This window comes from Streptomyces sp. NPDC058758, assembly GCF_042746075.1.
Taxonomy (GTDB): domain Bacteria; phylum Actinomycetota; class Actinomycetes; order Streptomycetales; family Streptomycetaceae; genus Streptomyces.
The window spans coordinates 47,621-64,991 of sequence record NZ_JBHYPS010000035.1; the positions used below are offsets into that span (position 1 = coordinate 47,621).

The 17,371-nt window shown below is 75.8% G+C and carries 18 protein-coding genes; 9 read left to right on the forward strand and 9 right to left on the reverse strand.

Translation table 11 applies throughout. From position 1 onward, the window contains the following. Positions 1–148: 148 nt before the first annotated feature. On the reverse strand, positions 149–535 hold the full coding sequence (locus ACFW6A_RS30720) for a MerR family transcriptional regulator (RefSeq protein WP_351850745.1): 387 nt from the start codon (positions 533–535) through the stop codon (positions 149–151). A gap of 51 nt (positions 536–586) precedes the next feature. Between ACFW6A_RS30720 and ACFW6A_RS30725 the strand changes: the two genes are divergently transcribed. Beyond that, positions 587–1,360 carry an MBL fold metallo-hydrolase gene (locus tag ACFW6A_RS30725; protein WP_386485730.1) on the forward strand — a complete coding sequence of 258 codons (774 nt, stop codon included), beginning with the start codon at positions 587–589 and terminating at the stop codon, positions 1,358–1,360. A 20-nt stretch (positions 1,361–1,380) separates the two neighbouring features. Here the strand turns inward: ACFW6A_RS30725 and msrA are convergent, their stop codons facing one another. The 4 genes from msrA to ACFW6A_RS30745 form a co-directional block, all read right to left on the reverse strand. Next, positions 1,381–1,908, reverse strand: coding sequence for a peptide-methionine (S)-S-oxide reductase MsrA (gene msrA / locus ACFW6A_RS30730; protein WP_351857040.1), 528 nt, complete (start codon positions 1,906–1,908; stop codon positions 1,381–1,383). Between the two features lie 280 nt (positions 1,909–2,188). Further along, entirely contained in the window at positions 2,189–2,461 is a 273-nt protein-coding gene (locus ACFW6A_RS30735) for a GlsB/YeaQ/YmgE family stress response membrane protein (protein WP_351857042.1), read from the reverse strand. A gap of 168 nt (positions 2,462–2,629) precedes the next feature. Further along, complete coding sequence (locus tag ACFW6A_RS30740; protein ID WP_386644468.1) at positions 2,630–3,724, reverse strand: YihY/virulence factor BrkB family protein; 1,095 nt, start codon at positions 3,722–3,724, stop codon at positions 2,630–2,632. A gap of 66 nt (positions 3,725–3,790) precedes the next feature. Next, entirely contained in the window at positions 3,791–4,267 is a 477-nt protein-coding gene (locus ACFW6A_RS30745; RefSeq protein ID WP_386483473.1) for a VanZ family protein, read from the reverse strand. Positions 4,268–4,770: 503 nt separating this feature from the next. On the opposite strand from ACFW6A_RS30745, the gene ACFW6A_RS30750 reads away from it, so the two are divergent. Both ACFW6A_RS30750 and ACFW6A_RS30755 read left to right on the forward strand, forming a co-directional pair. Then, a complete protein-coding gene (locus ACFW6A_RS30750; protein ID WP_351857059.1) occupies positions 4,771–5,340 on the forward strand; it encodes a DUF4230 domain-containing protein in 570 nt (189 codons plus the stop codon). Between the two features lie 84 nt (positions 5,341–5,424). Next, positions 5,425–5,871 (forward strand): hypothetical protein, encoded by a 447-nt coding sequence (locus ACFW6A_RS30755; RefSeq protein WP_351857046.1) that lies wholly within the window; start codon positions 5,425–5,427, stop codon positions 5,869–5,871. A 41-nt stretch (positions 5,872–5,912) separates the two neighbouring features. On the opposite strand, the gene ACFW6A_RS30760 is transcribed toward ACFW6A_RS30755, so the two are convergent. After that, positions 5,913–6,614 (reverse strand): methyltransferase domain-containing protein, encoded by a 702-nt coding sequence (locus tag ACFW6A_RS30760; RefSeq protein WP_386644471.1) that lies wholly within the window; start codon positions 6,612–6,614, stop codon positions 5,913–5,915. 201 nt (positions 6,615–6,815) lie between these two features. On the opposite strand from ACFW6A_RS30760, the gene ACFW6A_RS30765 reads away from it, so the two are divergent. From ACFW6A_RS30765 to ACFW6A_RS30785, 5 genes are all read left to right on the forward strand, one after another. Beyond that, positions 6,816–7,991, forward strand: coding sequence for a polyprenyl synthetase family protein (locus ACFW6A_RS30765; protein WP_386483476.1), 1,176 nt, complete (start codon positions 6,816–6,818; stop codon positions 7,989–7,991). Beyond that, the gene (gene crtI / locus ACFW6A_RS30770) at positions 7,988–9,526 is read left to right on the forward strand and encodes a phytoene desaturase family protein (RefSeq protein WP_351857052.1); all 1,539 of its coding nucleotides are present in this window, start codon (positions 7,988–7,990) and stop codon (positions 9,524–9,526) included. Before ACFW6A_RS30765 ends, crtI begins: the two co-directional genes overlap by 4 nt. Further along, positions 9,523–10,530 (forward strand): phytoene/squalene synthase family protein, encoded by a 1,008-nt coding sequence (locus ACFW6A_RS30775; RefSeq protein ID WP_386644475.1) that lies wholly within the window; start codon positions 9,523–9,525, stop codon positions 10,528–10,530. Before crtI ends, ACFW6A_RS30775 begins: the two co-directional genes overlap by 4 nt. Next, complete coding sequence (locus tag ACFW6A_RS30780; RefSeq protein WP_386644478.1) at positions 10,527–11,579, forward strand: DUF5914 domain-containing protein; 1,053 nt, start codon at positions 10,527–10,529, stop codon at positions 11,577–11,579. Before ACFW6A_RS30775 ends, ACFW6A_RS30780 begins: the two co-directional genes overlap by 4 nt. Positions 11,580–11,658: 79 nt before the next feature. After that, complete coding sequence (locus tag ACFW6A_RS30785; protein ID WP_351854733.1) at positions 11,659–12,537, forward strand: oxygenase MpaB family protein; 879 nt, start codon at positions 11,659–11,661, stop codon at positions 12,535–12,537. A gap of 45 nt (positions 12,538–12,582) precedes the next feature. Here the strand turns inward: ACFW6A_RS30785 and ACFW6A_RS30790 are convergent, their stop codons facing one another. The 3 genes from ACFW6A_RS30790 to ACFW6A_RS30800 all read right to left on the reverse strand — a co-directional run bounded on the left by ACFW6A_RS30790 (position 12,583) and on the right by ACFW6A_RS30800 (position 16,579). Further along, positions 12,583–14,166 carry an FAD-dependent oxidoreductase gene (locus ACFW6A_RS30790; protein ID WP_386483483.1) on the reverse strand — a complete coding sequence of 528 codons (1,584 nt, stop codon included), beginning with the start codon at positions 14,164–14,166 and terminating at the stop codon, positions 12,583–12,585. A gap of 31 nt (positions 14,167–14,197) precedes the next feature. Then, positions 14,198–15,367, reverse strand: coding sequence for a lycopene cyclase family protein (locus ACFW6A_RS30795; RefSeq protein WP_386644481.1), 1,170 nt, complete (start codon positions 15,365–15,367; stop codon positions 14,198–14,200). A 360-nt stretch (positions 15,368–15,727) separates the two neighbouring features. Further along, positions 15,728–16,579, reverse strand: a complete 852-nt coding sequence (locus tag ACFW6A_RS30800; RefSeq protein WP_351854722.1) for an RNA polymerase sigma factor SigF — start codon at positions 16,577–16,579, stop codon at positions 15,728–15,730. A gap of 227 nt (positions 16,580–16,806) precedes the next feature. Between ACFW6A_RS30800 and ACFW6A_RS30805 the strand changes: the two genes are divergently transcribed. Beyond that, positions 16,807–17,229 carry an ATP-binding protein gene (locus tag ACFW6A_RS30805; RefSeq protein WP_351854720.1) on the forward strand — a complete coding sequence of 141 codons (423 nt, stop codon included), beginning with the start codon at positions 16,807–16,809 and terminating at the stop codon, positions 17,227–17,229. Positions 17,230–17,371: the final 142 nt, after the last annotated feature.

Sequence of the window (17,371 nt, forward strand, 5' to 3'; positions counted from 1 at the left end):
CGTCCCCTCCCCCGAAGCCGTTCGACGCACGGCCCCGCGGGCGAAGGTCCCAGGGCCGGACGTCGTGCGGGTGTCCGGCACCTGACGAGCGGGCGTCGGCCGGAGATCCGGAGGGCGTCCCGGCCGGGGCCGGTCAGGACGGTGCGGGTCAGGACGGTGCGGCCGCGAAGTCGTGGCAGGCCGGGCACTCGCGGACCACGGGGTGGGAGCACTCCAGCACGTGGTCGAGGAAGGCGGCGGTCCGTTCGAGCCGGGCCCGCTGCCGGTCGATCGCGTCGCGCTGCTCGGCGATGAGGTGTCTGCGTCCTTGCGGGTTCCCGTTCAGGAGCCGGGCGATCGCGCCGAGGGACATGCCGGCCCGCTGGCACTTGACCGCGATCGACAGCGCGTCCAGCAGCTCCGGACCGTAGCGCCGGGCGCCGCTCGCGGTGCGCGGCGGCGTGACCACCCCCTCGGCCTCCCAGTGCCGCAGGAGGTGGGTGGAGACTCCGAGGCGTTCAGCCGCCTCGCCGATTCGCAGGGGTCGGGTGCGCATGCGTCCATGATCCTTGACTTCGTGTCGGCACGAACTCCTACCGTCCGGCGCATGCGCATCCACGAACTCAACTGCGGAACCCTGGACGTGCCGGGCGGGGAAGCCGTCTTCGGATCCCCCCGCTTCGTCTGCCGCTGCCTCCTGATCGAGCTGGAGGACCGGCTCGTCGCCGTCGACACCGGGATCGGGCTCAGGGACGTCGAGTCCCCCGGGCCCCGGCTGGGGGAGGACTGGGTGGCGCAGGTCGGCGCGGTCCTCGATCCCGCCGAGACGCTGATCGCCCGTGTCGTCGCGCTGGGGCTGGATCCACGGGACGTCTCGGACGTGGTCCTGACCCACCACCACCGCGACCACGTCGGCGGCCTCGCCGACTTCCCGGCGGCCCGCGTCCACGCCACGGCCGCGTGCCGGTCCGCCGTGGAGGCGGGCGACGGGGGCGTCGTGCCCGCCCAGTGGGCGCACGGCGTGAGGTGGGCTCCCGCGCCCGTCCCCGCGGACCGGTGGCGGGGGCAGGAGTCCTGGACCCTCGACGGCCTGCCGGCGTCCCTCCGTCTGGTCGCGCTGGCCGGGCACTCGCCCGGGCACGCCGGCGTACTCGTCGAGGACGCCCCGCGGGGCCGGGAGCTCCTGCACGTCGGTGACGCGGTCCACCACCGGGCCCAGCTCACCCGCACCGCGCCGCCCGCCGTCGAGGCGTTCGCCGCCGCCGCGCAGCACGACGAGACCGCCAGGTTCCGTACGCAGCGGCTGCTGGCGGAGCTCGCCGGCGAGGGGGCGGTGCGCCTGGTCAGCTCGCACGACCCCGTCCCGCTCGGCCGGTCGTGACCGGCCGAGCGGGACGGGGCTCAGGCGGTCGGCGTGCCGGCGGCCCGGTCGCGGCGGGGGAGCTTCCAGCCGGGGCGCGGGAAGTGGCAGGTGTAGCCGTCGGGGTAGCGCTGGAGGTAGTCCTGGTGCTCGGGCTCCGCCTCCCAGAAGTCCCCCAGGGGCTCGACCTCGGTCACGACCGGGCCCGGCCACAGACCGCTGGCGTCGACGTCGGCGATCGTGTCGAGCGCCACGCGCCTCTGGTCCTCGTCCGTGTAGTAGACGGCGGAGCGGTAGCTGCGCCCGATGTCGTTGCCCTGGCGGTCGACGGTGCTGGGGTCGTGGATCTGGAAGAAGAACTCCAGCAGGTTCCGGTAGTCCGTGACCGAGGGGTCGTAGAGGACCTCGATGGCCTCGGCGTGGTCGCCGTGGTCACGGTAGGTGGCGTGGGGCGTGTCGCCTCCCGTGTATCCCACCCGGGTGCCCACGACACCCGGCTGCCTGCGGATGAGGTCCTGCATCCCCCAGAAGCAGCCCCCGGCCAGAACGGCCTTCTCCGTGTCGCTCATGTGCCCTCCATCGTCCGTGATCGTCCCGCCGGTCCCGCGGGCGGAGCACCCGCCACGGCAGCGGCACTGGCCATGATGCAGCAGTTCGGGGAACGACGGGCGGGCGGGTCGCGGTGCCCTCGGGCGTGACGGCCGCGTGGCCCCGCCTGCGGGGTCGTGCCCGGCGGCCCGTCCCGTCCCCGTGCGCGGCCGGGGGACGGCTTCCACGCGGAAGGCTCCCGCTCTCCCCCGTGAGGGGTGAGAAGGAGCCTTCCGCGTGGTGCCGCGCCGCGGCCGGGGGTCAGGCGTGACGGTGTCGGCCGCCCGAGATGAGACGGTAGAGACCCAGGAGGATCATCGAGCCGACGATGGCCGCGATCCAGGTGGAGAGGTCGAAGAAGCCGTCGATGGAGTCGACGCCGAAGATCACCTTGCCCAGCCAGCCGCCGAGCAGGCCACCGGCGATGCCGATGAGCATCGTGATGATGATGCCGCCCGGGTCCTTGCCCGGCATGAGGGCCTTCGCGATCAGGCCGGCCAGCAGGCCGATGAGGATCCACGCGATGATGCCCATGATGTGCCTCCGATTGGTCGCCAAAGTGGTTGGTGAACTCCGTCTGCACCGATCCGGCCGCCTCAAACCCCTCTTTTCGAATGAATGTGCACGAGTCTGTGCGCGCCTTCTCCGCGGCGGCACGGCGGTCGGCCGGCCCTCCGTGCGACCGTCCGTCCGCGGAGCCCCTCAGCCGCCGTGGTGCCGCTCCCCCTCCGCCCCTTTCCCTTCCCCTTCCTCTTCCGGGAGGCCGGCGCTGCGCCGGTCCTCCTCGCTCCACGCGCGCGTGTCGCGCGGTTCGACGTACGGTTCCCGGTCCGGCGGCATGCCTCCCACCACCGCACGGCGGCGCAGCAGCTCGGCGTCGAACTCCAGTCCCAGGAGCACGGCCAGGTTGCTGATCCACAGCCACACGAGGAAGACGACGACGCCGGCCATGGTGCCGTAGACCCGGTTGTACGAGGCGAACTCGGCGACGTACACGGCGAAGCCCGCCGAGGCCGCCGCCCAGATCAGCAGGGCGAGGACGCTGCCGGGGGTGACCCAGCGCCACCCGCGGCCCTTCGCGTTGGGGCTCCCCCAGTACAGCAGGGCGATCATCACCACGGCGAGCAGCAGGAGGACGGGCCACTTGGCCACCGACCAGACCGTCAGGGCGGTGTCCCCGACGCCCAGCACCTCGCCGGCGCGGCGCGCCACGTCCCCGCTGAGCACGAGCAGCAGGGCGCTCGCGGCGGCCATGACCATCAGCGCCGCCGTCATGCCGAGCCGGATCGGCAGCAGTTTCCACACGGGGCGGCCCTCGGGGACGTCGTGGACGCGGTTGGCGGCGCGCATGAAGGCGCCGACGTAGCCGGAGGACGACCACAGGGCCACCAGGAGGCCGACCACGGCCATCGTGGCGCCCGTGGCGGCGTTGTCCCGCAGGGCGGCCAGCGCCTGTTCCAGCACGTCGCGGGTGGGTCCCGGCGCCAGGTCGCGCAGGCTCTCCGTCACCCTGTCGGTCGTCCGCCGCCCGCTGACGCCGAGCAGCGAGACGAGGGCGAGGAGTCCGGGGAAGAGCGCCAGGACGCCGTAGTAGGTCAGGGCCGCCGCCCGGTCCATGAGCTCGTCCCGCGTGAACTCGCGCACCGACCCCTTGAGGACCTCGCGCCAGGAGGCCCCGGAGAGGTCGGTCGGCGAGTCGGGGGCGCGCGCCTCGACGGCGGGATCGGGTCCGGCGCTCCTGGCGCCGGACCCGTCGGTGGAGGGGGGCCGGTGCTCCGGCGCCCGGTTTTCGTGCATGCTCCGTTCGGCCATGCTCCGGCGGGTACCCCCGCCGGGCGGTCCTACGCGGCGTGGCGCCGGACGTCAGAAGGACGGTCCGGCGGGGCGCCGGCGCTGCCACCAGCGGGGGCGGGTGCGCGGATGGACGGCACGGCCCAGCCGCCGGCCGACGAGCACGTAGCCGAGGAGCGCGCCCGTCGTGTTGAGGAGGACGTCGTCGACGTCGAAGGCGCGGCCCGTGACGAGCGCGCCCTGCACGAGTTCCACGAGCAGCATGGTGGCCGCGGTGAGGAGCGCGACGCGGAGGAAGCCGCGGGCCCTGCGGGACAGCAGCGGCAGCAGGATGCCGAAGGGGACGCCCAGGGCGATGTTCCCCCCGAGCTGCTTGACGGTCTCCACGAAGCCGGGCCGGCCGAGGTAGGCCTCGATCGAGCGGCCCGGTGTCAGGTTGCTGTGGGTGAGGGGCGCGGACTCCGGCGAGGCCTCCAGGGTGAGCCGGGCCAGGACCACGGCGAACGCCACCATGCCCGCGAGGGCCGCGAGGGCGACCAGTGCCCGCACGAACCGTCCCGGCCCGCGCCGGGCCGGCGCCGCCGCCCCGGGTCCCTCCTCCGGCCCTCCCTCGGGGCCCCGGAGGCCCTGCTCCGCCCTGTCCGTTCCCTTCCCGTCCGGCTCCGCGCCGCTCCGCCGTTCCCGGGGCCCGGCGGGCGCCGCCGCCGCTCCGTCCTCGGCCGCCGCGGCCCGTCTCCACTTCGGTCTCCCACCGATCATGTGCCTCTTCCTCCCCTGGGGCGGTCGGTCGCGAACGGGCTCCGCGTACCCGCGCCGAGGCGCCGTATGCCGCGCGCTCCGCGGGGGCCGCCCCACCCGGATCATTCGCCCCGGGAGCACCAACAGGCCTCACTCACCGAGGGGTTGGGCATGGGAGGAGCGGAGGCGGGCACCCGGCGTCCATGGGAGAAGACACCGAGAACAGACCCTCGCCGCCCCTCCGGACGCGGAAGCGCTCCGGAAGGAAGTGGCGCCTCGTCACCGGCGCGCTGCTCGTGCTCGCCGTCACCCTCATGCTGATCGGCTGGTTCCTCGGACTCGCCGTCCCGGGCTTCTTCGGAACGGAGGTGAAGGACCGTTCCGGTCCCGCCGTCCTGAAGTCCGTCCAGGACCTGAGCCGGTACGAGGGCGCCTCCGGGTCCTACCAGGTGGTGGTCGACCTGGAGCACGACGCGCGGTTCCTGCCGGACGCCATCCGCGGCACCCGCACCCTGTACGTGGCGACCGGCAGCGTCGGCGCCTACGTCGACCTGGGCGCCCTCGGGGACGACGCCGTGACCGTCGACGCCGACCGCACCGAGGCCACGCTGCGCCTGCCGCACGCCCGGCTGGCCGCCCCGGCGCTCGACCCGGAGCGCTCGTACGCCGTGTCCAAGCAGCGCGGTCTGCTCGACCGGCTGGGCGACCTCTTCTCGGACAACCCCTCCGGCGAGCAGGCCGTCAACGTCCTCGCCGTCCGGCGGATCGGCGAAGCGGCCCGCGAGTCCGGTCTGACGGCACGGGCCGAGCGGAACACGACCGCCATGCTGAAGGGGCTCCTGGGCGGGCTGGGCTTCGAGCGGGTGACGGTCACCTATGGGTGAACGGCAGCCGCGCGGGCTGCGCCATCCGGGTGGCGTGCCGGCGGAGGGGCGCACCCGGGGGCCCGGACGGGGCAGGGGCCCGACATGAGCACGCACGACGACGAGCGGTACGACTCCGGCCGCCCCTCCTCCCCGGACGACGCCACGGTGGAGGCCCTCGGTTCGCTGTCCAAGGCCCTGGAGACGGCGGAACGCGCCCGGGGCCACCTGTACGGCTTCCACCAGCTGACCGGCACCTCGGACTTCGAGCTCGACCGGGCGGTCGGGCTCCTGCGGGCGGCCGGGCACGACGCCTGGGCGGACCGGGTGGAGACCGAGATCCTGGGGCGCAACGTCATCCCGGACCACTGGACCTTCCAGATCGTGGACGCCTACAACAGCACCTACTACGAGCCGTTCCGGGAACTGGAGCGCGCGGCGGTCGCCGCCCTGGCCGACGGTCGTGAGCACCGCCTCGAAGCCCGCTTCAAGGAGCGGCGGCGCACCGCGGGCCATCCCGATCACACCCTCGGCGAGGGGGCCGAGGGGTGAGTGCCCGCCCCCCGGGCAAGGCGGCGCCCGCGCGGAGGCGCTCAGGCGCGCACCGCCACGAAGGTGTGCGCGATCCCCGTCTGCCAGCCCGGCTGGGGCAGGCGGCGCACGCGGGCGAACCCGGCGCCGCGCAGCCTGTCGGCGAACGCGTCCGCCGTGTCGAAGGCCAGGACGCTGCGGTGCAGGTGCTCGTACAGGCTCGCGTCCCCGTGCAGCCGCGCCCAGGGCCGGACGAAGCCGTTCATGACCGCCGTCCACAGGAGCCGGTGCGCCGTCCTGCCGCTCAGGGCGTACTCGTGGACGCAGAGGCGGCCCCCCGGTCCGAGCAGTCGGCGGATCCCGCCGAGCACGGCGTCCGGATCCGCCACGTTGCGCAGGAGGTACGCGGCGAAGACCGCGTCGTAGGGGCCCTTGGCCTCGACGGCGGCCATCTCCTCGACCGGGGCGCGGACGAAGGTCACCCGCTCCGGCCAGGTCTTCTCCAGGGCGCGCGCGAGCATTCCGGCGGAGGCGTCGACGCCGGTGACGGAGGCCCGCGGCCAGGCGCGCAGCAGGGCCGCCGTCGACGTGCCGGTGCCGCAGCCCAGGTCGAGCAGGGACAGGCCGGCGCCGCCCCGGGGAAGGCCGAGGCGGCGGGCCGAGCGGAGGAGCTGCGCGTGGTAGCCGGGATTCGCGGAGGTCATCCGGTCGTAGGTCCGCGCGGCGTGGTCGAAGGCCGTGGCGAGTTCGCTGTCGCGCAGCATGTCCGTGCACATCCTTTCGCGGGAGGCCCCCGCACCAGACTGCCCCGTCCGGCAGGGCGCCGTCGCGGGGACGCCGCCGCCCTGCGCCGTCCGGGCGAACGGCGCCCCGGATATCCGGAGAACCGGTGCATCCGGGCGCGGCCGTGAAACAGAAACCAAGGAAGCACCGCATCGCCCGAGCCCCGCAGCAAGGGAACCCACATGCGCACTCTCGATCCGCAGACCGTCGACCGGGACGTCCCGGCGGCACTGGACCTCGTGCTCGACGACCTGCTCGCCCGCCGCCTCGACGAGGCCCGCGCCCTGGAGGGGACCTTCGCCTCGGACATCGCCGCACGCGTGGCGGCCTTCACCCTGGCGGGGGGCCGGCGCAGGCGTTCCCAGCTGCTGTGGTGGTCCCTGCGGGCGTGCGGAGGGGGCGCGGCGGAGACCGGCGCCGCCCTGCGGGCCGCGGCCGCCGTCGAACTGATCCAGACCTGCGCCCTCGTCCACGACGACGTGATGGACGGCTCGCCGCTCCGCCGGGCCGCTCCCGCCCTGCACGCGGCGCTCGACGAGCAGTACGGGACGGCGGGCCGTCGTCTTCCGCTCCTGTCCTTCGGCGGGGCCGCCGCGGTCCTCGCCGGCGACCTGGCGCTGGCGTGGGCGGACGACGCGTTCGCGGAGGTCCTGCCGAGGAGTCCGTACGCGGACGGGCTCGCGGCCGAGTGGCGGGCCATGCGGACCGGGATGGTCGCCGGGCAGTACCTGGACCTCCACGCCCAGGCCACCGGGGTCCGCTCCCCCGGGCGGGCCCTGCGGACGGCCGTCCTGAAGACGGCGCGGTACTCCGCGGTCCACCCCCTGGTCCTGGGGGCGCGGCTTGCGGGTGCGAGCGAGCGGACCCTCGGGGCCCTGCGCCGCGCCGGGTCGTGCGCGGGCGTCGCCTTCCAGCTCCGGGACGACCTGGAGGGGGTGTTCGGTGACCCGGCGAGAACGGGGAAACCGGCCGGCGAGGACCTCCGGGACGGCAAGGCGACCTGTCTCCTGGCCGTGGGCCGCGCGCTGTGCGTGAGGCAGGGGGACACCGAGGGGGTCCGCCTCCTCGACGACGTGGTCGGCTCCCCGGACGCCACGGACGAGGACCTCCGGCGCGTCACCGCCCTGCTCGCCCACCGGGGCGCCCGGGCCTACGTCACGGCCCGCCTGGAGGGGCTGTCCGCGCGGGCCGCGCGGACGGTCCGCTCGGCGGGGCTCGCCCCCGGGCCGGCCGAGCGCGTGGTGGACCTGCTGCTCGACGCCGCCGGCGTCGCGGCCCCGCCGGCCACCGACAGGGCGGGGACCGGCGGGGAGCCGGTGCGCCCGGGCGTCCCGGCCGTGGCGGGGGGTGTGCGGTGAGGACGGTTCCGGGCAGGACCGATCACGTGGTGGTGGTCGGGGCCGGTTTCGCGGGCCTGTCGGCGGCCCTGCACCTGCTGGGCGCCGGGCGGGAGGTGACGCTGGTCGAGCGGGACGCCGGCCCCGGCGGCCGGGCGGGCCGGAGGGAGCTGGGCGGCTACCGGATCGACACGGGGCCCACCGTGTTCACGATGCCCGACATCCTCGACGAGGCGTTCGCCGCCGTGGGCGAGTCCCTGCGCGACCGAGTCGAGCTGATCCCCCTCCATCCGGCGTACCGCGCGCTGTTCTGGGACGGGAGCCGCGTCGACGTGCACACGGACGCCGACGCCATGGCGGCCGAGGTGGAGCGGTTCGCCGGCGCCCGGGAGGCCCGGGGCTACCTCAGGATGCGGGAGTGGCTGGGCAGGCTCTACGCGGTGCAGAGGCGCCGCTTCATCGACGCCAACTTCGACTCCCCCGCGCAGCTGCTCCATCCGGACCTGGCCCGTCTCGCCGCCCTCGGCGGCCTCGGCCGGCTCGACCGCGCCGTGGGCCGCTTCCTCTCGGACGAGAGGCTGCGCCGCGTCTTCTCCTTCCAGGCGCTGTACGCCGGCGTCCCGCCGTCGCGCGCGCTGGCCGCGTACGCGGTGATCGCCTACATGGACACGGTCGCGGGGGTGTACTTCCCCCGGGGCGGGATGCACGCCGTGCCGTCGGCGATGGCCGACGCGGCCCGGCGGGCCGGGGCGGTCCTCCGCTTCGGGGAGGGCGTGAGCGGGCTCGAGCGGTCGGGCGGGCGGATCACCGCGGTGCTGACGGAGCACGGGCGGATCCCGTGCGACGCCGTCGTCCTGACCCCGGAACTCCCCGCCGCCTACCGCCTCCTGGGACGGCGGCCCCGGCGCCCGGTCGGGACGCGGCACTCCCCCAGCGCGGTGATCCTGCACGCGGGGACCGACCGCACCTGGCCCGTCCTCGATCACCACACTCTCTCGTTCGGCGCGGCCTGGTCCCGCACCTTCGACGAACTCACCCGCACCGGAGCGCTGATGACCGACCCGTCCCTCCTGGTCACCCGCCCCACGGCCACCGATCCCACGCTGGCTCCGCCGGGCCGGCACCTCCACTACGTCCTCGCCCCCTGCCCGAACACCGGGATCGGTCCCGGCGCGGCGCACTGGGGCGAGCTGGGACCGGCCTACCGGGACGGCCTCGTCGCCGAGCTGGAGCGGCGCGGTCTGACGGGCTTCGGGGACTCGATCGACGAGGAGTGCCTGGTGACGCCCGCGGACTGGACGGCCCAGGGACACGCCGAGGGCACGCCCTTCTCGGTGTCCCACACCTTCGCCCAGACGGGCCCCTTCCGCCCGCGCAACCTCGTCCGCGGCACCGAGAACGCCGTGCTCGCCGGCTGCGGGACCACCCCCGGAGTCGGTGTTCCCCCCGTGCTGATCTCCGGCAAGCTCGCCGCCCTGCGGATCACCGGGGCGGCGTCCGGACGGCCGTCGCGGACCCGGGCGGCGGGCGCCGCCCGGAAGGAGGGCGCGAGGTGACCGCCCGCGAGCTCGACGCGGCCGGGGTGACCGACCCCGCGCTCCGGTCCGCGTACGCGGAGTGCCGGCGGCTCAACGCCCGGCACGGCAGGTCGTACTTCCTGGCGACCCGTCTCCTGCCGGTCGAGCGGCGCAGCGCGGTCCACGCCCTGTACGGGTTCGCCCGGCACGCCGACGACCTGGTGGACGAGGCCCCGGGCGCCTCTCCGGCCGAGCGGTCGGCCGCCCTGGACGCCCTGGAGGCGCAGTGGCGGGCCGCGCTGCGCGGCGCCCCGGTCACCGAGCCCGCCGTGGCGGCGGCCGCGGACGCCCGCGCGCGTCTCGGCATCAGTCCGCGCCACTTCGACGACTTCCTCGCCTCCATGCGCAGCGACCTGTTCGTGACGGACTACCCGACCTACGCCGACCTGCGGCGCTACATGCACGGTTCCGCCGCCGTCATCGGCCTGCAGATGGTTCCGGTCCTGGGGACGGTCGTGCCGAGGGAGGAGGCGGAGCCGTACGCGGCCGCGCTCGGGGTCGCCTTCCAGCTGACCAACTTCCTCCGGGACGTGGGAGAGGACCTGGACCGCGGGCGGGTCTACCTGCCGGCCGACCTGCTGGCGGCCTCCGGGGCGGACCGGGAGCTGCTGGAGTGGAGCCGGGCGACCGGGCGGGGCGACCCGCGCATCACGGCGGCGATGCGGGCCGCCGCCGCCCTCACCCGGGACGCGTACCGCGAGGCCGAGCCCGGCATCGGTCTGCTGGAACCGGTGTCGGCCCCGTGCGTGCGCACCGCCTTCGTGCTGTACCGGGAGATCCTGAGGGTGATCGAGGAGGAGGGCTTCGCGGTGGTGCAGCGGCGGGCCGTGGTCGGCAACCGCCGCAGGGCGGTGATCGCCCTGGGCGGCCTCGCGGGCGTGCTCGCCGCGCGCGTCGGGCGCGGGAGGCTCCCGGCCGCCGCGTCCCGGACCGGGGCGCTCGCGGCCGGGGCGCTGGGCAGGACGGAGGGCAGGAGGACATGAAGAGGGGACGTCAGGTGGGGGAACGGCCGGAGGGGCCCGCTCGGCGGCGCGGGGTCCGCGTCTCGCTGCCGCTGACCCTGCGGCGCGGGGCGGTGCCCTGGGAGAGTCAGCGGGCCACGTGGCGGCAGGCCCGGCCGGCGGCGATCGCGGCCGCGCTGAAGCGGGCGTCCGCCCGGCCGTCGGGCAACTGGTACGTGGTCGGGGCCTCGGGCGACGTCCGGGCCGACCGGCCCGCGGGCCGGACCGTGGCGGGCACCGAGGTGGTGCTGTGGCGCGACGAGCGGGGCGCGGTGCGGGCCGGGCCGGGCGCGTGCCCGCACCTGGGGGCGCCGTTGAAGGACGCGCCGGTGCGGTGCGGCAGGCTGATCTGCCACTGGCACGGTCTGCCGCTGGACGGCTCCCCCTTCGCCGGCTGGGAGCCCTGGCCGGCGTACGACGACGGGGTGCTGGTCTGGGTCCGGCTGGACCGGGTGGGCGGCGAGGAGCCCACGGAGCGGCCGCCGGTCCCGCCGAGGCCGCCCGCCGGGAGCGCGGTGGCGGCCGTCTACACCGGGGCCGGCGCCTGCGAACCCCAGGACGTCGTCGCCAACCGTCTCGACCCGTGGCACGGGGCCTGGCTGCACCCGTACTCCTTCGTGGACCTGGAGGTCCTGGCGGCTCCCGGGGACGACGTGCCGGACGAGGAGGACGCGCTGGTGGTGCGTGTGTCGTTCAAGGTCGCCGGGCGCGCGGTGGTTCCGGTCACGGCGGTCTTCACCGCGCCGGGGCCGCGGACGGTCACCATGCGGATCGCGGAGGGCGAGGGGACGGGCTCGGTGGTGGAGACCCACGCCACCCCGCTGACGGGTGCGGGGGCGGCCCGCCCGCGCACGGCGGTGGTGGAGGCCGTGGTGGCCACCTCCGACCGGCCCGGTTTCGCGGTGGCCCGGGCCGTGGCCCCGCTGCTGCGGCCCGCGATGCGCTCCACGGCGGGCCGGCTGTGGCGGGACGACCTCGCGTACGCGGAGCGGCGGTGGCGGCTGCGCAGCACGGGCCGGTTCCCCGGGTGAGCCCCGCGTGCGCGGCGCGGCCGAGGGGCAGTCGCGGGGGAGGAGGTGGTTCCCGGTGCGCCCGGTGCTGATCGAGCGGATGCGCGCGAAGGCCGGTGAAGCGCTGCTGCGGCGGGTGGCCGGGCCCACCGTGCACCGGAAGCGCGAGCGGATCCACGGCACCCCCGGCCCCCGCTGGTTCGCCCCGGACCGGCCGGTGAGGGTCGTGCACGGGGACGCCTCGATGTACGTCGGCGGGCTCGCGGCGCTCCTCCTGCAGTCGCTCCACCCGGTGGCCATGGCCGCCGTCTGGGCGCACTCCGGCTTCCGGGGCGATCCCTGGGGGCGGCTCCAGCGGACCAGCACCTTCCTCGCCGAGACGACGTTCGGGACGGCGGCCGACGCCGAGCGGGCGGTGCGGCGGGTGCGGGCCGTGCACGCGGAAGTGACGGGGACGACCTCGGAGGGGGTGGCGTACCGGGCCTCGGACCCGGCGCTGCTCTCCTGGGTGCACCTGGCGGAGGCCTTCTGCTTCCTGCGGGCTTACGAGCGCTACGGGGCGGCTCCGCTCCCGCCCGGCGGCCGGGACGGTTACGTCGCGGACATGGCGTCGGTCGCCCGGCGGCTGGGCGTCCCGGACCCGCCCGTGACCGAGGCGGGCCTCGCGGAGGCGTTGCTGCGGCGGCGGGGCGAGCTGGCGGTCACCGCCGAGTCCGCGGCCACGGCCCGGTACCTGCTGGCCGATCCTCCCCTGCCGTGGCCGGCCCGTCTCCCCTACGCGCTCCTCGCGGCGGCGGCTGTCGACCTGCTGCCCTCGTGGGCCCAGGAGTCCGTGGCCCTGCCGGTGCGCGTACGGCTCCTGCTGCCGCTGGCCCGGCCGGGCGGCCGGCTCGTCACGGCGGCGATCCGCTGGGTGACGCCCCCGCTGCCCGCCCGCCTCGCGCGGGCGGCGCGGGACGGCGGGCCGCCCGGCGGGTGACGCCTGCCGGGGACTCCGTGGTGTGCGGGCCGCCCGTCCGGCGCTTCAGCGGCCGACGCCCTCCCACGCCGTTCCCTCGCCCGCGCGGGCGAGGAGGCGGAGGGCGGCCGAGCGGCCGGCGGCGGGGACGGTCCACAGGGTCTGCCCGCGCAGCCCCCAGCGCCGGAGGTGGGCGTTGGCCGCGAGGAACCCCGTGGTCGCGGCCCGTTCCATCAGGGCGACGGGGTACTCCGTGCGGACGAGGTCGCCCGCCACGGTGACGGTGGGGTCCGGGGTGTCGACGGTGGGCCGGCCCCGGTGGCCTCCGACCTCGAACAGCGGGCAGTCCGCCCGCAGGAGGTGCCGCTCGTCGACGATCCGCGCCGCACGGGTCTCGGGCCACACGCGGTGCAGCTGGGCGACGAGTTCGCGGGAGAGCCGGGCGGGGTCGGCGGAGGGGTCGACGGCGTAGGCGTGGAGTTCCACCACCGAGCCGCCCGTCCGGGCGGCCCAGCGGGCGGCCTCGCCCTCCCAGCGGTCGAGGACACTGGCGTTGTCGAGGGGGCCGTAGCCGCTGGTGCCCAGGAAGCCCGGCCGGTCCGCGCGCACGGGCCGGTCGAGCCAGAGGCGGGAGACCAGGAAGGGCGGTGCGGTGCGGAGCGCGCCGATCCGGGAGCGCCAGTCCCCGTCGCACAGCGCGGGCGAGCCGGCGACCACGGCGCGCAGGCCCCCGGTGTCGGCGGCGAGGACGACGGCGTCGGCGTGCCAGGGGCCGGCCGCCGAGTCCACGAGGTGCCCTCCGTCGGGGGCCGGGGCGATCTCCGTGACGGCCGTCTCCGTCAGGATGCGGACGCCGTGGCCCCGGAGGTAGGCGGCCAGGGGGTCCCAGAGCGCCTGCGGGAAGGGCTCGTCCGGCACGTCGAAGAGCAGCCCCTCGGACGAGCCGAGGAAGTAGATGTGGAACATCAGGACGAGCTCGGCGGCCGAGAGGTCGCCGGGGTCCGCGAAGAAGCTGCGGGAGAACACCTCGAAGGCGAGGTGCTGGGCCGCCGGCGGGAACCGGATGGCGTCGAGGAAGTCCCGGGCGCTCATCCGGTCGTACCGCCGGTAGACGTCGGGGATCCGCACGTCGAGCAGGGGCAGCGCCGCCGGGGCGTTCATGCGGGTCAGGTCGCGCCAGCCGAAGCTGGGGCTCCGGGCCACGAAGCCGAGGGCGCTCCAGGGGGGCGTGCGGGGGACGCGGGCGAAGCTGTCGTACAGCCCCGAGCTGTGCCGCAGCGGGTAGTCCGGCAGGCCGGTGAGCCGGTCCAGGCGGGGGTCGACGCGGCGGAGCAGCCCCCGCAGGTTGTAGTACTGGCGGAAGAACGCGTGGAAGCCCCGGCTCATGGTCACGTCCGAGCCGTCGGCCAGCCGGTCCTGCCAGCCCGCCAGCCGCCCGCCGAGGGTGGGCTCGCGCTCGTAGAGGGTGACCTCGACGCCCCGCTCGGCGAGGATCGTGGCCGCCGCGATCCCCGCGATCCCGCCGCCGACGACGGCGCAGCGCGGGCGCCGGCCCGGCAGGGGACGGGAGAGCCCGCCGGGGGCGGGGACGACGACGGCCTTGCGGTCCCGGCCGCGGGCGGCGGTGTGGGGCGGGGTGGGGCGGCGCATGGGCGGGGCTCGCTCTCGAAGGGGGCGGGGGTCAGGTGCGGCGGGTGAGGAAGGGCAGTTCCGCCGTGGTGCGGAGCATGGGCAGCACGGGGGTGTGCAGGCCGATCCGGAACTCCTCGGCCGGGTTCGTACCGCCGTCGAGGAACCGCAGGAGGCGTTCGGCCGGGATCTTCTCGAAGAGCCGCGCGAGGACGTCGGGGCCGGAGACGCGGCCGGTGTCGATGCCGCGGAGGAGGACGGCGTCCATGGCGAGGGCCCGCCGGGGGTAGGCGGGCGGGGGCAGCGGCTCGCGTCCCCGGTGCACGAGGGCGGCGACGGCGCGCGTCTGCCGCTGGATGGCGGCGAAGGCGTATCCGGTGGAGGGCCGTACGGCTCCGGCGGCGCCGCCGACGCGGAAGGTGCTCCGGCCCGCCCTCGGGGCGTGCCGGGCGTCCGACATGGGGATGCGTCCGCGTTCCACCGCGCGCACCTCGAAGTCGCCGAGTCCCAGGACGGAGCCCGTGTAGTGGCGCAGGGCGTCGTGGTACGCCCGGTCGGGCATGGGGGCCGCGCCGAACTCGGTGTACTCCACGAGGGCCTCGTGCGGGGAGAGGGGCAGGACGTACCCGAAGGAGAGGCCGTGCCGCGGCTGCGGGGTGCGGAAGTCCATGAGGTCGACGGCGTCCGGCGCGAAGGCCGGCCGCCGGGTCCGTACGAACCACCCCTGGAAGTGCTGGAGGAGCCGGACGCGGGCCGGCGGCCCGGGCGCAGGGGGCCGGGAGTCGAAGGCCCAGCGGGCGTGGACGCGGTGTTCGGTGCCGTCCGCCGCGCGGCAGGTCACGGTGACGCCGTCGGGGCGGTCGGCGACGGTTTCCGCGACGGCCTGGAGGCGGCGCAGGCCGGTCAGCCTCGGTTCCACGCCCGCGGTGAACGACTCCGAGGTCAGCATCTTGTAGCGCAGCCCGCCCAGGTCCCGGCGGAGCGGACGCCCGTCGGGCGTGTGCAGCCGGACCCGGCCCCACGAGGTGGTCAGCCAGGGGTCGTAGTCGCCGGGGCCCTCTTCCCAGTAGCACCAGGTCCGCGGTGGGGGGCGGAGCGGTCCGGGGGGCGGGTCGACGAGGACGACCGCGGGGGCGGTGACGCCGGGCGGCGGGGCCAGCAGCCGCCACGCGAGGGAGAGGCCGGCCGCGCCGGCTCCGATGACGACCACGTCGCACCGCATGGAACGGGTCCCTCCCGACGGGGAAATGGGGTCGGTGCTCCCGTCGGCGGGAGCCGTCCGCAAGGGAGTACCCGCGCGAGGGCCCGGTGTACTCCCCCGGCTACTGCGACGGGGGGAACCGGCCGCCCGCCCGGCGCCCCGCCGCGCCGCGCCGGGCTGAGGGGGACGCATCGTCGGCCGCTTCCTCTCCGCTGTCGGACGACAGGGGTTCTGCGCGGAGCGGCTCGCCGGATGCGGGAATCCCCGTCAGGTTCCCCTCCGCGTTTTCCGGGACACGGCGAAGGGCGCCCGCGGCGGGCTCTCGCCCGGCGGACGCCCCGGAGACGCGCCGTCCGGCGCGTCGGACGGGCCCGGGGGCCGTCAGCCGGTCTCCAGCAGGCCGGCCCGCAGGCGCTTCATGGTGCGCGCCAGCAGGCGGGAGACGTGCATCTGGGAGCAGCCCAGGCGTTCTCCGATCTCGGCCTGGGTGAGTTCCTCGACGAACCTCAGGTGGATGATGTGCCGGTCGCGGTCGTCGAGGTCGGCGATGAGGGGCGCCAGGGAGTGGAAGTCCTCCACCAGCTCCATGGCGGGGTCCTCGCTGCCGATGAAGTCGGTCAGGGAGGCGTCCCCCTCCTCGTCGTCGCCGCTGAGGGCGGCGTCGAGCGACGAGGAGTTGTAGCCGTTGGAGGCCAGGCGCGCCTCGATGACCTCCTCCTCGGTGAGGCTCATCAGCTCGGCGAGTTCCTTGACCGTCGGCGTCCGGCCGAGGCGCGTGCTCAGCTCCTCGGTCGCCTTGGCCAGCTCCACCCGGGCCTCCTGCAGCCGGCGGGGGACGTGCACGGCCCACGAGGTGTCCCGGAAGAACCTCTTGATCTCGCCGACGATGTAGGGCACGGCGAAGGTCGTGAACTCGACCTCCCGCGAGAGCTCGAAGCGGTCGATCGCCTTGATCAGGCCGATCATGCCGACCTGGACGATGTCCTCCATCTCGTCGGCGCGGTGCCGGAACCGGCCCGCGGCGTAGCGGACCAGGCTCATGTTCATCTCGATGAGGGTGTTGCGGGCGTACTGGTACTCGTGCGTTCCCTCCTCCAGCACCGCGAGTTCCCGGAAGAAGAGCTTCGACAGGGCCCGTGCGTCCTTCGGCGCGACCGCCGACGTGTCCGGGATGATCGGCAGCGTTCCCGCTCCGGCCTCGGTTCCCGTGGTCGACATCGTGGTGATCGTCACACCTTTCCCCTTTCACGTGGATCCCTCGTCGGGATGCGTGGCCCTGTGGTGGCTCGCTTACCCTGGGCTTCCACTTTCACTCCGGTCAATTTTCGGGAAGATTCCGGCGGCCTCCGGAAGGGCGTCCCCGGGGGGCCGGTCGAACGCCTCCGGGCGCTGCGCACCTGATTCTTCCGATGCAAAACGGGCATATGGTCCCTTCCATGTGGTCGTCATTAAGGAGAGTCATGACGCGGGATCCCTCGATGAAGGCGGTCGGATGGGCGCGGTCGCTGCCCCTCGGCAGCAGCGTGAAGACGGCGCGGGACTGGACGCGCGGGCACCTCTCGGCGCTCGGCTGGGACCGCGCGGCGCCGGACACGGCGGACTCCGTGGTGCTGGCCGTCTCCGAGCTGGTGACCAACGCCCACGTGCACGCCCGCAGCGACGCGCAACTCATCCTCACCTGGGACGAGGAGTGCCTGCACGTCACCGTGCACGACGCCTCGCCCCGGGTCCCCGAGCAGCGCCGTCCCGACGACGGCGCCACCGGCGGACGGGGCATGCTCCTGATCGACGCCCTCGCCGACGAGGTGCGGACCCAACCCTGCCCACGGGGCAAGGACGTCACCGCCTGCTTCCGTCCGGCCGCGACCGGCAGCCCGGACTGAGCCGCGCGGCCGGGCGCGCCCCTGCGGCGAACCGCCGGGGGGGGGGGGGGCGGGCGGGGGGGGGGGCGCCCCCGGGGGGCGGGGGCGGCGCCCCCCCCCCGGGGGGGGGGGAGGCGGCGCCGCGCGGGGGGGGGGGGGCCCG